This window comes from Dactylosporangium aurantiacum, assembly GCF_000716715.1.
GTDB classification, from domain to species: domain Bacteria; phylum Actinomycetota; class Actinomycetes; order Mycobacteriales; family Micromonosporaceae; genus Dactylosporangium; species Dactylosporangium aurantiacum.
Genome location: NZ_JNYJ01000005.1, coordinates 153,204 through 172,691, shown reverse-complemented (window position 1 = coordinate 172,691; position 19,488 = coordinate 153,204). Strand labels below are relative to the sequence as shown.

16 protein-coding genes and 1 pseudogene are annotated in these 19,488 nt (G+C 73.2%); all 17 read right to left on the bottom strand.

What is annotated here, in order from left to right; genetic code table 11:
- Nucleotides 1-18 precede the first annotated feature (18 nt).
- The 17 genes and pseudogenes from OP18_RS06960 to OP18_RS06880 all read right to left on the bottom strand — a co-directional run bounded on the left by OP18_RS06960 (nucleotide 19) and on the right by OP18_RS06880 (nucleotide 19,378).
- Nucleotides 19-816 (bottom strand): hypothetical protein, encoded by a 798-nt coding sequence (locus OP18_RS06960; protein ID WP_033357896.1) that lies wholly within the window; start codon nucleotides 814-816, stop codon nucleotides 19-21.
- A gap of 35 nt (nucleotides 817-851) precedes the next feature.
- A complete protein-coding gene (locus OP18_RS06955) occupies nucleotides 852-2,675 on the bottom strand; it encodes a substrate-binding and VWA domain-containing protein (RefSeq protein ID WP_033357895.1) in 1,824 nt (607 codons plus the stop codon).
- 118 nt (nucleotides 2,676-2,793) lie between these two features.
- On the bottom strand, nucleotides 2,794-3,267 hold the full coding sequence (locus OP18_RS06950) for a helix-turn-helix domain-containing protein (RefSeq protein ID WP_033357894.1): 474 nt from the start codon (nucleotides 3,265-3,267) through the stop codon (nucleotides 2,794-2,796).
- 98 nt (nucleotides 3,268-3,365) lie between these two features.
- Nucleotides 3,366-3,851 (bottom strand): CinA family protein, encoded by a 486-nt coding sequence (locus OP18_RS06945; RefSeq protein WP_052386351.1) that lies wholly within the window; start codon nucleotides 3,849-3,851, stop codon nucleotides 3,366-3,368.
- A 360-nt stretch (nucleotides 3,852-4,211) separates the two neighbouring features.
- Nucleotides 4,212-4,766: pseudogene (pgsA, locus tag OP18_RS06940) on the bottom strand (CDP-diacylglycerol--glycerol-3-phosphate 3-phosphatidyltransferase); the annotation flags it as partial.
- Nucleotides 4,763-6,205 carry a 30S ribosomal protein S12 methylthiotransferase RimO gene (gene rimO / locus OP18_RS06935; RefSeq protein ID WP_033357893.1) on the bottom strand — a complete coding sequence of 481 codons (1,443 nt, stop codon included), beginning with the start codon at nucleotides 6,203-6,205 and terminating at the stop codon, nucleotides 4,763-4,765. The pseudogene pgsA and the gene rimO, both read right to left, overlap by 4 nt.
- Complete coding sequence (locus OP18_RS06930) at nucleotides 6,189-6,677, bottom strand: DUF3291 domain-containing protein (RefSeq protein ID WP_033357892.1); 489 nt, start codon at nucleotides 6,675-6,677, stop codon at nucleotides 6,189-6,191. The genes rimO and OP18_RS06930 overlap by 17 nt, the downstream gene beginning before the upstream one ends.
- A 9-nt stretch (nucleotides 6,678-6,686) precedes the next feature.
- Nucleotides 6,687-7,313, bottom strand: a complete 627-nt coding sequence (locus OP18_RS06925) for a helix-turn-helix transcriptional regulator (protein ID WP_033357891.1) — start codon at nucleotides 7,311-7,313, stop codon at nucleotides 6,687-6,689.
- A gap of 16 nt (nucleotides 7,314-7,329) precedes the next feature.
- A complete protein-coding gene (locus OP18_RS06920) occupies nucleotides 7,330-8,250 on the bottom strand; it encodes an AEC family transporter (protein ID WP_033357890.1) in 921 nt (306 codons plus the stop codon).
- Between the two features lie 1,053 nt (nucleotides 8,251-9,303).
- Entirely contained in the window at nucleotides 9,304-11,937 is a 2,634-nt protein-coding gene (locus OP18_RS06915) for an FtsK/SpoIIIE family DNA translocase (RefSeq protein ID WP_033357889.1), read from the bottom strand.
- Nucleotides 11,938-11,939: 2 nt separating this feature from the next.
- Nucleotides 11,940-12,353: a DUF2784 domain-containing protein gene (locus OP18_RS06910; protein WP_052386319.1), complete on the bottom strand. Its 414-nt coding sequence runs from the start codon at nucleotides 12,351-12,353 to the stop codon at nucleotides 11,940-11,942.
- Nucleotides 12,354-12,357: 4 nt separating this feature from the next.
- Nucleotides 12,358-14,046, bottom strand: coding sequence for a ribonuclease J (locus OP18_RS06905; RefSeq protein WP_033357888.1), 1,689 nt, complete (start codon nucleotides 14,044-14,046; stop codon nucleotides 12,358-12,360).
- A complete protein-coding gene (dapA, locus tag OP18_RS06900) occupies nucleotides 14,043-14,996 on the bottom strand; it encodes a 4-hydroxy-tetrahydrodipicolinate synthase (protein WP_052386318.1) in 954 nt (317 codons plus the stop codon). Before dapA ends, OP18_RS06905 begins: the two co-directional genes overlap by 4 nt.
- Before the next feature lie 36 nt (nucleotides 14,997-15,032).
- Nucleotides 15,033-15,770 (bottom strand): FAD-dependent thymidylate synthase, encoded by a 738-nt coding sequence (thyX, locus tag OP18_RS06895; protein ID WP_033357887.1) that lies wholly within the window; start codon nucleotides 15,768-15,770, stop codon nucleotides 15,033-15,035.
- Nucleotides 15,771-15,782: 12 nt separating this feature from the next.
- On the bottom strand, nucleotides 15,783-16,418 hold the full coding sequence (locus OP18_RS06890) for a DUF2752 domain-containing protein (RefSeq protein ID WP_081970453.1): 636 nt from the start codon (nucleotides 16,416-16,418) through the stop codon (nucleotides 15,783-15,785).
- Between the two features lie 388 nt (nucleotides 16,419-16,806).
- On the bottom strand, nucleotides 16,807-18,021 hold the full coding sequence (locus tag OP18_RS06885) for a winged helix-turn-helix domain-containing protein (protein WP_033357885.1): 1,215 nt from the start codon (nucleotides 18,019-18,021) through the stop codon (nucleotides 16,807-16,809).
- Between the two features lie 79 nt (nucleotides 18,022-18,100).
- Nucleotides 18,101-19,378, bottom strand: coding sequence for a glycosyltransferase 87 family protein (locus OP18_RS06880; protein WP_081970482.1), 1,278 nt, complete (start codon nucleotides 19,376-19,378; stop codon nucleotides 18,101-18,103).
- Nucleotides 19,379-19,488 lie beyond the last annotated feature (110 nt).

The window sequence follows — 19,488 nt, the reverse complement described above, 5'->3', positions numbered from 1 at the left end:
TGATCTCAGGGATGCGCACTACTGCACCTGCCCGCCGGTGAGCGCCGAACGCGACAGCCGCTCGGCCTCGGCGAGGCCGTGACGCATGCCCTCGAGGTCGCTGGTCAGCTCGGCCACCTTCGCCGCTGTCAATGATGCCCCGCCGTCGGCGGTCGCGTGCAGGGCGAGCAGCTCCGCCATCCGCGCGACGAGGCCCTCCAGGCCGAGCACCGCCGCCTGCATCCGCGCCAGCAGCATCTCCCGGGCGCCGTCCAGCCGGCGCGCCACGTCGAGCTGATCGGTCACGGCGCGCAGCGCCCGCTCCCGCTCCGTGCGCAGCGGCCCGGGCGGCAGGCCGTGCAGCCCGCGCTGGAGCTCGGCGAGGTCGACCCGCAGCCGGCCGACGTTGATGCCGGCCGCGGTCTGCTCGATCAGCGTGACCTGACCGGCGAACCTCGCGAGGTCGTCGAGCGCGCGGCCGGCCTGGTCGTCGACGCCGCCGACCTGCGCGCGCAGCCCGGCGTCGGTGGGTGTGCCGGCCTGGCGGTGCAGGGTGCGCACGGCCGCCCCGGCCCGCCGCAGCCACCGCTCGGCGTCCCCGCCCCGCGACGGTGCCGGCAGGTCCGGTGCGGGCCGCGGCGACGGCAGCGCGGCGGTGCGGTCGACCAGCGCGCCGAGCCCGACACGGATGCCGTACACGGCGGCGGCCACGGCCAGCCCGACCGGCAGCCCGGCGAGGATCCCGGCCGGGGCGAGCGCCGCGGCGACCGCGCCGGCCAGGCCGCCGAGCACGCCGGCGGTGACGAGCCCCCACGGCTCGGTCAGCTGCTCCCGCACACCCACACCGCCAGTCTGCCCGCAGCCGGGGCCGTTCAGAAGTTGCTCAGGACGTTCACGAGCACCTTGTCGATCGTCGTCGGGTCGCCGGCGTCGTACGCCGCGGCCCGGGACGCCGACGAGATGCGCTGCAGCACGCCGAGGTCGGCCTGACCGCCGTACGCGACGGTGAACACGCGCACCGGGATCTCCTTCTCGGTGGTGTCGATGTCGCGCACCAGGGACTCGAGGTCGTTGTCCTTCGCGTACTCGTTCTTGCCGTCGGTCAGCACCACCACGGCGTTGATCCGGGACGGGTCCGCCGAGCCGGCGAGCTGCTGCTGCGCCGCGCGGGTGGTCGCGTACAGGGCCGTGCCACCCTCGGCGCTCAGCCCCTTGAGGACCTGCTCGAGCTTCGCCCGGTTCGCCGACAGCGCGCCGATGTCGACCATCGGGGTGTACGGCGTCGCCGCCCCGGCGGCCTCGGTCGAGAAGGTCCACAGCCCGACCTCGTCGTCCGGCGCGAACAGCCGCAGCGCCTGCAGCGCGGCCGCCTTCGCCAGCTCCAGGCGGCTCTTGCCGTTGCCCGCGCTGGTGTTCATCGACCCGGACACGTCCAGCACCAGCAGCACCCTGGCCCGCTTGCGTTGCGCGTCCCAGCCGGCGAGCGCCTTGTCCAGCACCTCCGGCGCCGGCGGGTCGATCACGGCGAGCCCCGCGTCCGGCAGCAGCCCGTTGGCCTGGGTCAGCCCGGCGCCGCCCTTGCCCTCGTACGTGCGGAACGCCGCGTCGGTGAACCGCTGCTGACGGGCCGGCTCCTGCACGTACCTGAGGAAGTCGGCGGCGGCGGCCCGCTGCTCGTCGCTGGCGGTGCGCAGCACGACGAACGGGTGGTCCGACAGTAGCGTGCCTTCCTTCGGGTACACCGCGACCAGCGGCACCCGGGGCTTCGCGCCCTTGCCCGCCAGGGCCGGGTCGCCGGTCGGGTTGCCCTGGTTGTAGTCGTAGACCGACTTCTCCTCGACCGCGACCGCGCTGATGTAGCTGAGCCCCCGGCCGGCCTTGTCGGCGGCGGCGAGGTTGGACAGGAACGTCAGCGTGGTGTCGCCGTAGTGCACGACGCCGGACTCGACGGACCGCACGTACTGCAGCACCTTCGGGTCGGCGAGGTCCTTCGCCGTCAGGTCCGTCGAGCGGCCGGTCGCGGCGAAGTAGGCGCCGACGGTCGCGTTCAGCCCGGACGTCGAGAAGTGCGGGTTGGTCTTGCCGAGCTTGAACCTGCCCCATTCCGGGTGCCCCTTGGCGCCCCAGCCCCGCGGGTCGGTGGTCAGCCCCAGCACGTCCGACCAGCCGATCGGCGTGGCCGGCCAGCCCAGCGCCTCGGCCATCGGCTTCGGCATCGCCAGGACGAGCGGCGACTGCGCCAGCGTCGGGATCTTGCCGTCGGGCACCAGGGCGCCCTTGTCGGTGCTGGACAGCCGCTGCTGCAGCAGCGCCACCCACGACGAGGACGCGGGCGTCCACACCTGCGGCTCGGGGCCGTCCTTGGCGGTGTTCCAGCCGGCGGCGAGCGCGTCCAGCGCCGCACCGGACGCCTTCGAGGTCACCACCGGGTCGGCGCACCGGCCGTCGAAGCGCCGGTCGGACCGGATGTACTCGTCGGCGAGCTGGCTGAGCAGCGCGGCCTTCTCGCTCGACGCGCTGATCGCGAGCGGGACGCAGCCCTCGCGGCGCGGCGCGGCGCCCTGCTTGTCGCCGGTACGGTCACCGTCACGGTTGACCAGCACCAGGTACACGCCGCAGATCGCGAACAGGCCCACCACGATCGCGATGACGATCGGCAGGGGGTTGCGCCGCCGGGCCGGTGCCGGGAAGGTCACGGGTCGCCTCCACGAAGGTGCTCACGCCTGCTGGCGTGGGCCCAGTGTGGCAGGTGAGGTCCAGGCACGATGCCCTGTGGACGCTCCCGGCGGCCCTCATCGATCACGGCCGGAGGGGTCAGGCGGCGTAGACGACTTCCCGCGGGTTGCGGGTGGCGCGCAGCGTCGTGCGCAGCGGGCCGTCGTGGTGCACCGCGACCGACAGCTTCGCGTCCGCGCTGACCTTGGACCTGGGCGCACCGCGCCCGATCCTGGCCTCCGCCGCCGGAGCGGCCGCCGGGGCCGGCTCTGGCGCCGGTGCGGCCTCCGCGGCGGACTCCGACTCGGGCGCACCCACCGGCACGAGGACACGTGGCAGGTCCTCGGCGGTCGCCAGGGTGTCGCTCACATCCCGCAGGACCTCCGACAACGCGGCCCCGAGCGCCTCACAGATGGCGGCCAGCAGCTCGCTGGACGCCTCCTTCTGCCCGCGCTCGATCTCGGACAGATAGCCGAGACTGACGTTGGCGGCGGTCGACACCTCGCGCAGGGTCCGGTGCTGGGCCTGCCGCCGCGCACGCAGCGCGTCACCGATCACTCGACGAAGCAGCACCTTGGCACCCCCTCTGAGGCAGTCCGCGAATGGAGCCCGCGAAAACTGGTACCCGCCACGGTACCTGGTGCGGCGCCGATCGACACCCTGCCCCGCCGTTATCGCGAGGTGATGGTGATCGCCAGCCGCTCGGCGAGGAGCGTGACGGCCGCCTCGACGGCTCCGGCGCGCACCGCGGCACGATCACCCGGCAGGGTGAGCTCCCGGACGGCGGCATGGTCCGGCAGCGGCCCGGCGACGGCCACGTAGACCCTGCCGACGGGCTGGCCGGCCTGCGGATCGGGGCCCGCGACGCCGGTGGTGGCGGCGGCCCAGTCGGCGCCGCAGCGGTCCCTGGCCCCGGCCGCGAGGGCGGCGGCGACGGAGGGGTCCACGGGCCCGTGCGAGTTCAGCAGCGGCAGCGGTACGCCCACCAGCGCGGCCTTCAGATCGGTCGCATATGCGACGAGCCCACCGCGGAAGACCAGGCTGGCCCCGGGCACGGCGACGAACTCGGCCGCGAGCAGCCCGCCGGTCAGCGACTCGGCCACGGCGAGGGTCTCCCCCCGCTCCTGTAGCACCGACAGCACCTCGGCGGCGCTCATGCCGTCGCCTCCGCTGCGCTCCAGCGCCGGCCTGAGCTCCACCCTGAGCCCATGATTCGCAGCCCTCCGCTGCGCTGCGGGCCGCTCATGCCGTCACCTCCGCTGCGCTCCGGCGCCGTCCTGAGCTCCACCCTGAGCTGCCGATTCGCAGCCCTCCGCTGCGCTGCGGGCCGCTCATGCCCTCGACCTCCGCTTCCCGGCTCACGCGACCGGCTCGTCGGCGGTGGGCGCGACGGCCGGGGCCGGGGCCGGGGCGCTGAGCATCTGGTCCGGTAAGGACGCCCCCGGCCCGTCGCCGAAGCCGTCCGGGCCACCGGCCCCGCCGCCCGGCTGGCCGGCGGCGCGGCGGCGCAGGGAGTCGCGGCGGACCCGGTACGCCCGCAGCACGTAGTCCAACCCGGTGACGACCGTCACGATGACCGCGGCCGCCATCAGCCACGGCCCGACCGCGGCGAGCCCGTCCGGCAGCGGCGTCAGGTACCAGCCGATCGCCAGGATCTGCAGGGCGGTCTTCGCCTTGCCGCCCCGGCTGGCGGCGATGACACCGTGGCGGATCACCCAGAAGCGCAGCGCCGTGACGCCCCACTCGCGCACCAGGATGAGGACCGTGACCCACCAGGGCAGCCGGTCGTACAGCGACAGCAGCACGAGCGCGGCGCCGGTGAGGGCCTTGTCGGCGATCGGGTCCGCCACCTTGCCGAAGGAGGTGACGAGGTTGTGGGTGCGGGCGATCCACCCGTCGACGTAGTCGGTCGCCGACGCGACGACGAACGTGAGGCCCGCCGCGATCTGCCAGCCGGTCTCCGTCATCCGGCCCGCCACGACGAAGATCACGAAGACGGGGACGAGCACCATCCGCACGACGGTCAGGACGTTGGCCGCGTTGAGCAGTGGGACGGGCTTCAACACCGTCATGAGTCCGCCGGACTGATCATCTCGATCGGCACGGCGACCAGGTCGACGCCGACGCTGTCGACGACCTTGGCCCGGACGAGGTCGCCGCGGCGCAGCGCGAACGGGTCGAGCCCGTCGCCGCCCACGAGGGTCGTGGAGCCGTCGACCTCGGGCGCCTGGTGGGCGGCCCGGCCCTCGACCGAGTCGTCGAGCACGTCGTCGACCAGCACGTCGACGTGCGAGCCGATCCGGTCGGCGGCCCGCTGCGCGCACAGCTCCTCGGCGAGGGCGCTCATCCAGTCGTACCGCTTCTTGATGTCGCTCTCGGACACCTTGTCGGGCAGGTCGGCGGCCTCGGTGCCGTCCTCGTCGCTGTAGTCGAACACGCCGACGGCGTCGAGGCGGGCCTCGGTGAGGAACCGGGCCAGCTCGTCGACGTCCTCGCGGGTCTCGCCGGGGAAGCCGACGATCACGTTGCTGCGCGCGCCGGCGTCCGGGTCGAGCCGGCGGACCGACTCGAGCAGCTCCAGGAACCGCTCGGTCGAGCCGAAGCGGCGCATCCGCCGCAGCACGGGCTCGCTGGAGTGCTGGAACGACAGGTCGAAGTAGGGCGCGACGCCGGGCGTCGTGGCGATCGCCTCGACCAGGCCCGGGCGGGTCTCCGCCGGCTGCAGGTAGGACACCCGCACGCGGACGATCCCGCGGACCGCGGCGAGCTGCGGCAGGAGCCGCTCCAGCAGGCGCGGGTCGCCGAGGTCCTTGCCGTAGGAGGTCGAGTTCTCACTCACCAGCACCAGCTCGCGCACGCCGCTCGACGCGAGCCACTCGGCCTCGGCGAGCACCTCGTCGGGCGTCCTGGACACGAACGCGCCGCGGAACGACGGGATCGCGCAGAACGTGCACCGCCGGTCACAGCCACTGGCCAGCTTCAGCGGCGCCACCGGGCCCGACTCGAGCCGCTGCCGCATCACGCCGCGCAGGTGCGCCGGCAGGTTGCCCGCGCCGTGACCGGGCACGACGACCTCGGCGGCCGCCTGCCGCGCGACCGGGGTCAGCGGCAGCAGGGTGCGCCGGTCGCGGGGCGCGTGCGACGCGATCGTCTCGCCGGCGAGGATCGCGTCGAGACGGGCCGCCATGTCCGGGTAGTGGTCGAAGCCGAGCACCGCGTCCGCCTCGGGCAGCTCACCGGCGAGCTGCTCGCCGTAGCGCTCGGCGAGGCAGCCGGTCGCGACGACCTTGGCGCCGGTGTCGGCCGCGGCGAGCAGCGTGTCGATCGAGTCCTGCTTGGCCTTGGCGACGAAGCCGCAGGTGTTGACGACGACGACGTCGGCGTCGGTGCCGTCGGTGGTGACCGACCAGCCACCGGCCGCGAGGCGTGCCGCCAGCTCTTCGGAGTCCACCTCGTTGCGGGCGCAGCCGAGGGTGAGCAGGGCGACGCGACGGTCAGCGTTGGTGGGCATGCTCCGAGGGTACCGGGCCGGCCGGGGCCGGGGCTGCGGGGAAGGGGTCGCGGAAGGTGAAGGCCTCGGATGACGACCCGTTGCGACGCAGCAGGTCCAGGCGCTCGCCCGCCTCGCCGAGCGTGGGGATGTGCCCGGCCGGGACCCACCAGATGACCGTGTGCGCCGCGCCGAGTGGCACGAACCACTCGCGACGCCGTCGCAGCACGTCGAGGTGGCCGCTGCGGAACGTGAAGTCGCGCAGCGACTCCAGGTCCTGCCAGACCGACAGGTTGACCAGCAGGTCGTCGCCGAACGGCCGCAGCGAGGTCGCGTCGGCGCCGCCCTCGTCGACGAGCCGCCAGACGAACCCCGGCCAGCCGTCGGCCAGCGCGTTGATCCGGTCGAGGTCACCGTAGAAGCCGGCCATGCGGGGGTCGTCCTTCGGCCCGACGGTCCGGCCGACGTTCAGCTGCGCGAGGTGGAAGCTCATGCGCCGATTCTAAAATACATCGTCGTTGTCTTTAGTCCGCCGAACGGTCACACAGCACCCTTCCGGCCGCGGATCGATCTCCACCCGGGCGCCGAGCGCCCCTTCCAGCAGGGCGAGGTTCGCCCCGCAGACGAGCGCCGCGTGGGTGCGCGCCACACCGTCGAACGGACAGTTGCGCAGCCGCCACACCGGGCCGTCCTCGTACGGCTCGTAGCCCATCCCGCGCAGCAGCTCGTCCACCGGCGCGTCGTCGCGGCGCAGCCGGGCGCCCTGCCTGCGGGCGGCCTCGAACAGGACCGGCTCGACGCCCGCCTCCTCGACGGCGTCGGCGAACACCGTGGCGAGCGTCCGGTAGTCGCGCGGCGGCAGGCTCAGCTCGTGTTCGGTGCCGGTGCGCCGGTACAGCTTCGACGGCCGCCCCGAGCCGGGCCCGCTGCGCCCGTTCACCCGCGCGAACGACACCTCGAGCAGCCCGGCCTCGGCCAGCCGGTCCAGGTGGTGCGCGGCGAGGGTCCGCCCGATCCCCAGCGCGTCGGCGACGGCGTTGCGGCTGACCGGCACCCCGGCGGCGGCGACGTGCTCGTACACGGCCCGGCGCTGCGGCTCGGCGAGGGCGGCGATCGCTGCGGCATCCACCCGACCAACTATCCCCTCATCCCAGCAGCGCCGTCGCGACGGTCAGGGTCACCATGGACACCGCCGTCGAGGCGACGACGGCGTCGCGCGGGAAGCGCCCGTCCACCCCGTACGCCCGGGCGAACACGAACGTGTTCTGCGCCGTCGGCAGCGCCGAGCACAGCACCGCCGCGAACACCACATCCCCGTCCAGCCCGAACCCGAACCTGGCCAGCAGGAAGCACACGACCGGCTGCACGCACGACTTGAGCAGCACCGACAGCGCCACCTCCGCCGGCCGGGCGGGCACCTGGTCGGCGTCGCCGGCCGGTACGAGCGACAACCCCAGCGCCACGAGTGCCGACGGCACGGCCGCGTCCCCCAGGAGCGCGACGACCCCGGCGAGCAGCCGCGGCAGCTCCACCCCCGCGGCGCCGAGCACCACCCCCGCGACGCAGGCCAGCATGACCGGGCTGCGCAGCGGCACCGTGGCGAGCCGCCGCCACCGTCGCGTGGTCCGGTCGTCGCGCGCCACGTCCAGCGTCCCCAGGATCACCGGCGTCAGCACCGTCGTCTGGATGAGCAGCACGACCGCGATGAACGACGCGTCCCCCAGCACCTGCACCGCCACGGGGATCCCGAGGTTGCCGGCGTTGACGTACCCGGCGGCCATGGCGGCGATGACCTGCTCCCCCAGCGCCCGCCGCGTCACCCACCGCGCCACCCCGAACCCGACCGCCGCCACCGCGAGGGTCCCCCCGACGAACGCCGCGACCCCCCGCCCGGCCAACCCGGTGATCGGCTGCCTGGTCAACGTGTCGAGCAGCGCCGCGGGCATCGCCACGTAGAACACGAACCGCCCGAGCACGTCGACGGCCCCGAACCCGAGCACACCGGTGCGACCGGCGACGAAGCCGACGAGGGTCAGCGCCCAGATCGGGACGAACGCCGCCAACACCGCCGCCCAGCTCCCGCCTCGACCCTCGAACCGCTCAGGTCACCCTGCCGACCTCACCCTCCAACGTCAACTCCGGCCCGCGTCGTGCGGCAGGGTCGTCCCGGGTCGCCGGTCGCCAGGTCACGCGCGGCACCGCTCACACGAGCCCCGCACCGGTCGATGCCGGGCGAGCCGCACTGGGTGGTCGCCGCCCGGGGATCGTGGCCTCAGCCACCGCAACGCCCATCTGAGCGGGGTGCCGCCCGGTGCGGGACGTTCGTACGCCTGGCAGGTCCGTTCGCCTGGCACGTCCGTGCGCCTGGTACGGCTGGGTCGGCGCCGCCGCTCGGCACGGCACTCCGGGACGCGGCCACGCGGGGCGCTCTCCCAGCGGTGCCGCGGAACGCCTCAGGATCGCCGGACGAACGGAACACACGCTCCGCGAGGGGCCCCGGCACGCGGACACGCCTCGGACACCGCCGGCGCGTCGAACGGACGCTTCCCGAGCACACCGGCTCGAAAACCGACGGCCGTCCTCGCACCGCCACGCCTGAAACGGCGATCCCCGCCCTCTCCCAACACTGCCGGCACCCCGAAACGGCGATCCAGCGACACCACCAGCGTTCAACGACGATTCTTCGAGACGACCCGTGGTATGGACCGCGCGCCTCCGGGATCGGCCGTGGCCGGACACATGCTGGACCTCATGGTCGACGTCCCGGGCAGCCGGTGCGGAAAGCCCTCAGACACGTCCGCCCACCGAACGTCACACCCTGAGACCCGCCCACGCAGAGACCCGCCCACGCAGACACCGCCCACCCTGAGGCACGCCCTCACGCTGAGGCACGCCCCACGCCGAAACACGCCCCACGTTGAGGCGGACCCGGGCTGAGGCTGGCCCGCGCTCAGGGACGCACCCCGACACCGGCCACGGCAACGGCCGCGACGCGTGCCGCGCGACGCCGCCGGCGCGTGCCGCGCGACGCCGCCGGCGCGTCCGACGAACGGCACGCACCCGGAGACCGCGACAAGGCACGACACCCGGGCCATCCGAGCCGGCCCGCGCGGGGTCGGTCAGTCGTCGTCCTCCGCGGCGCGCAACGCGCCCAGCACCTCGGGGAGCTCGTCGGGCTTGATGAGCACGTCGCGGGCCTTGGAGCCCTCCGACGGGCCGACGATGCCGCGCGTCTCCATGAGGTCCATGAGGCGGCCGGCCTTGGCGAACCCGACCCGCAGCTTGCGCTGCAGCATGCTGGTCGAGCCGAACTGGCTGGTGACGACGAGCTCGATCGCCTGGAGCAGCAGCTCCATGTCGTCGCCGATCTCCTCGTCGACCTTCTTCTTGGTGTCCTCGGGCTTGGTGGTGACGCCCTCGCGGAACTCGGGCTCGCGCTGCTCCTTGCAGAACTTGACGATGTCGTTGATCTCGGTCTCGCTGACCCAGGCGCCCTGGATGCGGACCGGCTTGGAGGCGCCCATGGGCAGGAACAGCCCGTCGCCGCGGCCGATCAGCTTCTCGGCGCCGGGCTGGTCCAGGATGACCCGCGAGTCGGCGAGGCTGGAGGTGGCGAACGCCAGCCGCGACGGCACGTTGGCCTTGATCAGGCCGGTGACCACGTCGACGCTGGGGCGCTGGGTGGCGAGCACCAGGTGGATGCCGGCCGCGCGGGCCAGCTGCGTGATGCGCACCACCGAGTCCTCGACGTCGCGGGGAGCGACCATCATGAGGTCGGCGAGCTCGTCCACCACGACCAGCAGGTACGGATACGGCCGGATCACCCGCTCGCTGCCCGGCGGCGCGGTGATCTGCCCGGCCCGGACCTTGCGGTTGTAGTCGTCGATGTGCCGGACCCCGGCGGCGGCCAGGTCGTCATAGCGCATGTCCATCTCGCGCACGACCCAGTCGAGGGCGTCGGCGGCCCGCTTCGGGTTGGTCACGATCGGCGTCACCAGGTGCGGGATGCCCTCGTAGCTGGTCAGCTCGACGCGCTTCGGGTCGACCAGCAGCAGCCGCACCTCGTCGGGCGTGGCGCGGGTCAGCAGCGACACCAGCAGCGAGTTGAGGCAGCTGGACTTGCCGGCCCCCGTCGCGCCGGCGATCAGGATGTGCGGCATCTTCGCCAGGTTGGCCACCACGTAGCCACCCTCGATGTCCTTGCCGAGCGCGACGATGAGCGGGTGGTGGTCGCTGGTCGCGGCCCGCGAGCGCAGCACGTCGCCGAGCGCCACGTTCTCCCGGTCGGGGTTGGGGATCTCCACGCCGACGGCGCTCTTGCCCGGGATCGGGCTCTGGATCCGCACGTCGGGCGACTTCACCGCATAGGCGATGTTGCGCGACAGCGCCGTGATCCGCTCGACCTTGACGCCGTGGCCGACCTCGACCTCGTAACGGGTCACTGTCGGGCCGCGGGTGAAGCCGGTGACCAGCGCGTCGACGCCGAACTGCTCGAACACGCCCTGCAGCGCGCTCATCACCTCGTCGTTGGCGCGGGTGCGCCCGCGCGGCGCGTCGCCGGTGCCGAGCAGGTCGGGCGGCGGCAGCTTGTAGTCGGCGTCGGTCAGTGCCAGCTGCTCGGCCCTGGTCGGCAGCGGCGAGTGCTCCGGCGGCTCCTTCTGGAGCTCCTTCGCCTTCTTCCGCGCTGTGGTGGCGGCCGGCGGCCGGGGCAGCACCACCGTGTCGTGGACGATCGGGTCCTCGTCGAGCCCCGCGCCGAGGTCGGGCGGCGAGGCGTCGTAGCTGTCGAGCGGCCCCTCCGGGTCGTCGAGCGGGTGCGGCAGCGCGGCCTGCCGGCGGCGGGCCGGGGACCGGCGCGCCGGGCGCGGCTCGGGCTCCTCGTAGAGCTCCTCGAACTCCTCGTCGACGTCGAGGGTCGGGTCCTCGACCCGGCCCAGGGCCAGGTCACGCAGCTGCCGCCAGCGGTGCGGGATGCGGCTGATCGGGGTGGCGGTGACGACCAGCAGGCCGAACCCGCCGAGCAGGAGCAGCAGCGGCACCGCGACCCACGCGGTCACGCCCTTCTCCAGCAGCCCGCCGCCGGCCCGGCCGAGCAGGCCGCCGGCCTCGTCCATGAGGTCGGGCTTCTCGGGGCTGCCGGCGGCGAGGTGCATGAGGCCGGTGCCGCCGAGGAACAGCGCGGTCCAGCCGACGAGGCCGCGGCCGCGGTGCTCGTCGTCGGGGTCGGAGCGCATCACTCGGACGCCGCCGATGAGCAGCAGCACGGGCAGCACGGCGGCGGCGCCGCCGATGAACGTGTGGCAGATGCCGGCGAGCCAGTGCCCGACCGGCCCGGCCGACTGGAACCACACGGCGGCGGTGAGCAGCACGGCGAGGCCGATGAGGGCCAGGCCGGCGCCGTCGCGGCGGTGCGCGGGGTCCAGCTCGCGGGCGCCGGCGGCCTGGCGGCCCACGGCGCGGGCGAGCCAGCCGACGCCGTGCGCGACGCCCATCCACAGCGCGATCATGCCCCGGCCGAGCAGCCCCAGGGGCGTGGCGACGACCGCGCCGCCGCGGCGCCGTGATGCCGTCGCGCGGCGTGCGGTGGGCCGCGCGACCGGCGTGGCGCGCTTCGCCGGGGTGGTGCGCCGCGCCGGGGTCGCCGCCGGCGTCGCCCGTTTCGCGGGAGTTGTCCGCTTGGACGGCGTGCTCGATCCGCCGCGGGCGCCGGGGGTGCCGCTACCGCGGCCGGCCTGAGAGGTGCGGCCCGCCATGGTCACACCGTAGCGGTAGGCTCCGACATTTCTCCGGACCCCTGCGCCGTGTTCCGCGTCGTGTTCCGGCGCCTGCGCCGGCGCACGAAGATCCCGGCGTAGGAGATCGCCACGAGGACGCCCACCAGCACCTGCAACAGGTGGGTGTACCGCTCCGGATAGAGCACGCCTTCGATGTACTGGTCGATGAAGCCGCGCCCGACGCCGGTCTCGCCGGCCTTGCGGCGGGCCCAGTGCTCGATCAGCGTCAGCGGGCAGGTGAGCGGGATGCTCACCACGGCGAGGCCCCAGGCGGCGGCCGCGAGATGCGGCCACAACGCCCTGGGCCATCGCCAGGCGAGGAACCCGCCCAGCACCACGTACGCGAGGAAGCAGAAGTGCAGGACGAGCACCGTGGACGCCAGCACCTCATACATCCCGCTAGACCTCCACCACCGTCGGCACGATCATGGGTCGGCGCCGGTAGGCCTCGTTGACCCAGCGCCCCACGGTGCGGCGCACGATCTGCTGCAGCTGGTGCGGGTCGGTGATCCCCTCGGTGGCGGCCTTGTTGAGCGCCTCCGTGACCAGCGGGAGCACCGCGGCGAACACCGCCGGGTCGTCGGAGAAGCCCTTCGCCGAGACCGTCGGGCCGGCGACGACCTTGCCGGTCACCGAGTCGATGACCACGGTCGCGGCGATGAACCCGCCGTCGCCGAGGATGCGGCGCTCGGTGAGCAGCGACTCGCCGACGTCGCCGATGGCGAGGCCGTCGACGTAGACGTACCGCGAACGGATGTGGCCGACCAGGGACGCCTTGCCGTCGACGAGGTCGACCACGTCGCCGTCCTCGCAGAGCACGACCCGGTCGTCGGGGACCCCGGCGTCGCGGGCGAGCTGCGCGTGCGCCCGCAGGTGCCGCCACTCGCCGTGCACCGGCATGAAGTTGCGCGGCTTGACCACGTTGAGCAGGTAGAGCAGCTCACCGGCCGGCGAGTGGCCCGAGACGTGGACCTTCGCGACGTCCTTGTGCACGACGATGGCACCGGCCCGGGACAGCTGGTTGATCACCCGGTAGACGGCGGTCTCGTTGCCCGGCACCAGCGACGAGGCCAGCACGATCGTGTCGCCCTCACCGATCTGCACGTGCCGGTGGTCGCCGTTGGCCATGCGGCCCAGCGCGCTCATCGGCTCGCCCTGCGAACCGGTCGACATGAGCACGACCCGCTCCTCGGGCAGCCCCAGCGCCTCGTCGATCGGCACCAGCAGCCCGGCCGGGATCTGCAGCAGCCCCAGGTCGCGGGCGATGCCCATGTTGCGCACCATCGACCGGCCGATCAGCGCCACCTTGCGCCCGTGCGCGTGCGCCGCGTCGAACACCTGCTGGACCCGGTGCACGTGCGAGGCGAACGACGCCACGATGATCCGCCCGGTCGCCCGGCCGAAGATCCGCTCCAGGACCGGACCGATCTCCCGCTCGGGGGTGACGAACCCGGGGATCTCCGCGTTGGTCGAGTCCGACAGGAGCAGGTCGACGCCCTTGGCCCCGATCCGGGCGAACCCGGCGAGGTCGGTGATACGGCCGTCCAGCGGCAGCTGGTCCATCTTGAAGTCGCCGGTGTGCAGCACGGTCCCGGCGCTGGTGCTGACCGCCACCGCGAGCGCGTCGGGGATCGAGTGATTGACCGCGAAGAATTCACACTCGAACGGCCCGAGCCGCTCGACCTGGCCTTCCTTGACCGTCAGCGTGTACGGCTCGATGCGCCGCTCGGCGAGCTTCGCCTCGACCAGCGCGAGGGTGAACTTCGACCCGACGAGCGGGATGTCCGGTTTGTGGGCCAGCAGGTACGGCACGGCGCCGATGTGGTCCTCGTGGCCGTGGGTGAGCACGATCGCCTGAACCTGGTCGAGCCGGTCGAGGATCGACGAGAAGTCGGGCAGGATCAGGTCGACGCCGGGCTGCTCGACGTCGGGGAAGAGCACCCCGCAGTCGATGATGAGCAGCTTGCCGTCGTGCTCGAACACCGTCATGTTGCGCCCGATGGCGCCCAGCCCGCCCAGCGGCGTGACCCGCAGGGCGCCCGGAGACAGCGGCGGCGGTGGTTCGAGCTCGATGTGTGCCACCGTCATAGGGCCACTCCGAGGTCGTTGTGATGGGCCATCTGGTCCGCGGTGCCGATCGTGCGGCCCGCCTCAGCGCAATCCTCCCGCAGCCGGCCGAGCTCTGCCGCGTTCGCCGGCACCAGCGGCGGGCGCACCGGCCCGGCGGGCAGGCCGAGCAGGGTCAGGGCGGCCTTGGTGAGAATGACCCCCTGCGTGCGGAAGAACCCGCAGAACGCAGGGAGGAGTTGCAGGTGCAGCGCGCGGGCGCGGGCGACGTCGCCCTCCTCGTGCGCCAGGATCATCCGCTTCGTCTCGGGGCCGAAGACGTGCGTCGGCACGCCGACCACGCCGACGGCGCCGACCGACAGCAGCGGCAGGGTCAGCTTGTCTTCACCCGAGTAATACGCCAGGTCGGTGCGCTTGATCACCCAGGCGCTCTCGCCGAGGTCACCCTTGGCGTCCTTGACCGCGACGATCCGCTCGTGCTCGGCGATGCGGCACATGGTCTCGGTCTCGATCGCCACGCCGGTGCGGCCGGGGATGTCGTAGACCATCACCGGCAGGGCCGAGGCGTCGGCGATCGACCGGAAGTGCTGCAGGATCCCGGCCTGCGGGGGTTTGTTGTAGTACGGCGTGACGACGAGCAGCCCGTCGGCGCCCGCCTTCTCCGCGGCGCGGGCCAGCTCGATCGAGTGGTGCGTGTCGTTGGTGCCGACGCCGGCGATCACCGTGGCCCGGTCGCCGACCGCCTCGATGACGGCCCGCAACACCTGGTCCTTCTCGGCGTCGCTGGTCGTCGCCGACTCGCCGGTGGTCCCGTTGACCACCAGGCCGTCGTGCTCCTGGTCGTCGACCAGATGAGCGGCCAGCCGCGCCGCACCGTCGACGTCGAGCGAACCGTCAGCGCGAAACGGCGTCACCATCGCGCTGAGCAGCCGGCCGAACGGCCGGCCGGGGTCGGAACCGGTGCGTGTCATACGCACAACCTAGCGGACGCGTTCAGGTCGCTCAGCTCAAGATTCCCAGCTGTACTGAGCGGCCGCGACCTCGGTGCCGTCAGCAAGGGTACTGATCGTAAAATCGGCGAATACGTTGGGCGCCACGCGCTGCAGCTCCCGGAGGCAGGCGATCGCCACCTCGCGGATCTCCACGTCGGCGGCCTCCGTCGCGCGCATGGTCACGAAGTGCCGCCACGCCCGGTAGTTGCCCGTGACGACGATCCTGGTCTCCGCCGCGTTGGGCAGCACCGCCCGCGCCGCCTGCCGGGCCTGCTTGCGCCGGCTCGTGCCGTTCTCGACGTCGCTGAACTTGGCCTCGAGCCCTTCGAGCAGCTCGTTGTACGCCCGCAGCGCCGCCTCCGACGCCTCCACGAACACCTTGTGCAGCGCCGGGTCCTCGGCGATCACGTCGGGCTCGACCATCTGCGCCTCGCGGCCCGGCACGTACCGTTGCGACAGCTGCGAGTACGAGAAGTGCCGGTGCCGGACCAGCTCGTGCGTGAACGACCGCGACACGCCGGTCAGGTAGAACGTCACGGTCCCGTGCTCGAGGACGGACAGGTGCCCGACCTCGAGGATGTGCCGCAGGTAGCCCTCGTTGGTCGCGGTCGCCGGGTTCGGCTTCTTCCACGACTGGTAGCACGCCCGCCCGGCGAACTCCGCGAGGGCCTGACCGCCGTCCGCGTCCGTCTCCCACGGCACGTCAGCGGGAGGTTCGAAGTGCGTCCAGGCGATGGCTTTGGCGGAGAGCATTTCGCGAGCCTACTAAACGAAGAGCCAGTCGAACGGCGCCCACGGCAGGTTCCTGGCCACCGAGAATATGAGCCACGCCACGAGGAAGCCGATCAGTGCGCCGTTGGACAGCCGCAGCGTCGGCAGCACCTTCCGGTTGGCGAGCCGGTTCACGGCCCAGCTCACGTACAGGTACACGAGAAACGGCGTGGCGAACACCATCATCGCGTGGTGGTGCGCGGCCGCCGGCACGTCGCCGTGCAGCAGATACCAGGCCGCGCGCGTGCCGCCGCACCCCGGGCAGTCGAAGCCGGTGAAGAGCTTCATCACACACGTCGGCGCCGCCGTCGCGCTGGTCTCCGTGGGCCGCATCAGCAGCGTGTACGCCACGCCGCCGGACAGCAGCGCGGTCACCCCGAGCGGCGACACCCATCGCGGGGTGCGCTCGGCCAGCCTGGCGAACCGCCCCTTCGGCGGGGCCACGTAGGCATACTGGTAGCCACCCTGCGCGGGCAGCTCGGGCCCGGCCGTGGCGGGCTGCTCGGCGCCGGCTCCGGCCAGCAGGTGTGCCGCCAGCCCGTCACTGGCGGGCGCGGCCTGAAGGGGTGACGTCACGCTCTTCACGCTACACGGTGCACGCCCCACTTCCACCGTGCCGCCGCCCCGCATCGGCGCTGCGGGGCCGCCCTCCAGCAGCCGCCCGTCAGCAACGCGACACAGCCCGACAGCCCGACAGCCCGACAGCCCGGCAGCCCCGCAGCCCGACAGCCCGACAGCCCGACAGCCCGACAGCCCGACAGCCCGGCAGCCCCGCAGCCCCGCAGCCCCGCAGCCCGGCAGCCCGGCAGCCCGGCAGCCCGGCAGTCTGGCCGACCGGGGAGGCACCCGCAGGCACCCGCCGCCGCGAACTCGCCCAGGCGAGGGCGAAGCACCCACGCAGGCCGGGCCGGACGAGCCGCCTCAAAACCCCGAACCGGACCGCCCAACCGGGCGACGCAGCGCCGCGCCGAGCGGCTCGCGCACCCTCTCGACCAGGTCAGCGACCCGCGCCGCTCCGTCAGGCGGTCATGGCCTTGGCCAGGTCGGCGGCGAAGTCCCCCGCGACCGGCAGGTCGACCCGCTCCAGCCCCAGCCACCCGGCGAACCGCTGCAGCTCCACCCACAGCGCCGCCGCCACCTCGCCCCGGGACGGCGCGCCGCGGCCGGTCAGGGGCTCGACCCATGCGGCGGGCACCAGCAGCGTCCCCGTGCGGCGGTCCGCCTTCAGGTCGACCCGGGCCACGAGCCGGTCCCCGAGCAGGAAGGGCAGGACGTAGTAGCCGTAGAGCCGCTGCAGGGGCGGCACGTAGATCTCGATGCGGTAGGTGAACCCGAACAGCCGCGCCACCCTGGCCCGCTCCCACATCAGCGGGTCGAACGGGCTGACGAGGGTGGCGGCGCCGATGCGCCGCGGGTTGGGCGCCTCGTGGTGCAGGTAGGCGCGCGGCTGCCAGCCCTCCACCTCGGTGGGGATCAGCTCGCCGGCCTCGACCAGCTCGGCGATCGCGGTGCGGGCCCCGGCCAGCGGCAGCCGGAAGTAGTCGCGCAGCTCGGCCTCGGCGGCGATGCCCATCGACCTGGCCGCGACGCGGACGAGGTCGCGGTAGGCGTCGGCGGGCTCGGGGGTGGGCGCGGCGAGGACGTCGGCGGGCAGGATGCGCTCGGGCACGTCATAGACCCGGGCGAAGGAGGCGTTGCGGCCGGCGACGCTCACCTCACCGGTGTAGAAGAGCCACTCGATCGCGGTCTTCGTGTCCGACCAGTTCCACCCCCAGTGGTCCTTGCGGCGGGGACCGGCGAGGTCACCCTCGACCTCGTTGGCGGTGACGGGGCCGTTGGCGCGGATCTCCTCCAGGACCCGGCGGATGAGGTCGGGCTGCTCGCGGGCCATGCGGACCATCCGGCCCCAGGCGGCCCCCGACTGCATCCGCCAGCGCAGCGCCGGGTGCAGGTGGACCGGGACGAGGGACGCCTCATGGGCCCAGTACTCGAACAGCTCGCGGGGGCGCCGGTAGGCCATCCGGTCCAGCAGCTCGGTCGGGTAGGGCCCGAGGCGACTGTAGGCGGGCAGGTAGTGCGCGCGCTGGACGACGTTGACCGAGTCGATCTGCAGCAGGCCGGTGCGGCCGATGACCCGCTTCAGGTGGCGCCGCTCGGGGACGCCGGTCGGGGCACGGTCGGCGAAGCCCTGAGCGGCGAGCGCGATCCGCCGTGCCTGCGTAAGTGTCAGCACCCCGCGAGGCTAACCCCGGGGTATGACAAAAACGTGGCCCCGCGCGTTCGCGCGGGGCCACGAGAAGCGGAGGAACAGGTCAGGCGCCGACCAGCGGCCGCTCGGCCGTGCCGGCCTCCTTCGCGTCGAACGCCGCGCTCACGCGCCGGTCGATCTCCACGAGGTCGGGCACGTCCTCGGCGACGGGCCCCGTCGACGTGGCCGGGTTGGCGGAGCGGGCCGGGCCGGAGGTCGCCTCGGCGCGCTCCCGGATCGGCAGCGTGATCAGCAGGGCGATCATGAGCAGCACGTACGCGTTGCCGCCGATCAGGCCCAGACCGTCGAACTTCATGTGGAACGCCCACGGCGTGCGGCTGCACAGCAGCAGGTACGAGAACACCCCGAAGATCATGAGGTGGCGCCGGCGGCGGGCGTCGTAGGACCGGTCGGTGGCGTGGTCCAGCAGGACCGCCATCGAGGGCAGCACCCACACCAGGTGGTGGATCCAGCTGATCGGGCTGATCATGCAGCCGGCGAGGCCGGTGAGCGCCAGCCCGGCCAGCTCGTCGCCGGCCCTGACCGCCTTGCGGACCCGCCAGGCCCAGACGGCGAGCGCGCCGAGCACGAGCAGCAGCCACAGCGGCTTCATCGGGTCCGGGTTGAACAGGCGGGCGACGAGGCCGCTGAGCGCCTGGTTGGACACGAACGTGGCGGAGCCGACGCGGTCGGTGTTCCACATCGCGTCGGTCCAGAAGACCCGCGAGGCGTCCGGGGCGAAGGTCGCCGCCGACCAGGTCGCGGCGGCCGCGGTGGCGGTGGAGACCGCGGCGGCGCGCCAGCGGCGGGTCACCAGCAGGTACAGGATGAACACACCGGGGGTGAGCTTGATCGCGGTGGCCAGGCCGATGCCGATGCCGCCGAGGCGGGAGCCGCCACGCACGAGCAGCATCAGGTCGCCGACGACCATGAACAGCAGCAGGATGTTGACCTGGCCGAAGTTGACCGTCTCACGCACCGGCTCGAAGGCCGCGACGATGCCGAAGGCGATGGCGAGGGAGAACCAGAACTGCCAGCCCTGCCGCTTGATGACCGGGCCGATCAGCCAGGTGATGATGAACCCCAGCGCGACCACGTTCATCGTCACGCTGATCGCGATCGCGGTGTGCCAGCCGATGAGCGCCATGGGCGACATCAGCGCGGCGGCGAACGGTGGGTAGGTGAAGCCGTAGGGCGTGCCGGGCACCAGGTAGTCGTAGATGTCGCCACCCTTGTTCACCCAGTAGTCCATGGCGCCGTAGTAGACCTTGAGGTCGAAATACCCGTTTCGCGCCGCGGCCACGTACAAGAAGGCCCACACGGCGGCCCAGACAGCCGCCACGATGAGCACCTGCTTGACCCGGGGCCGAAGCTTGGGCCGGACGGCCGTCAACACGGCGACTCGTCCTCGCTCCGCCACTTGTGCTGCCCTCCACTCGCTCGTTGCTGGCT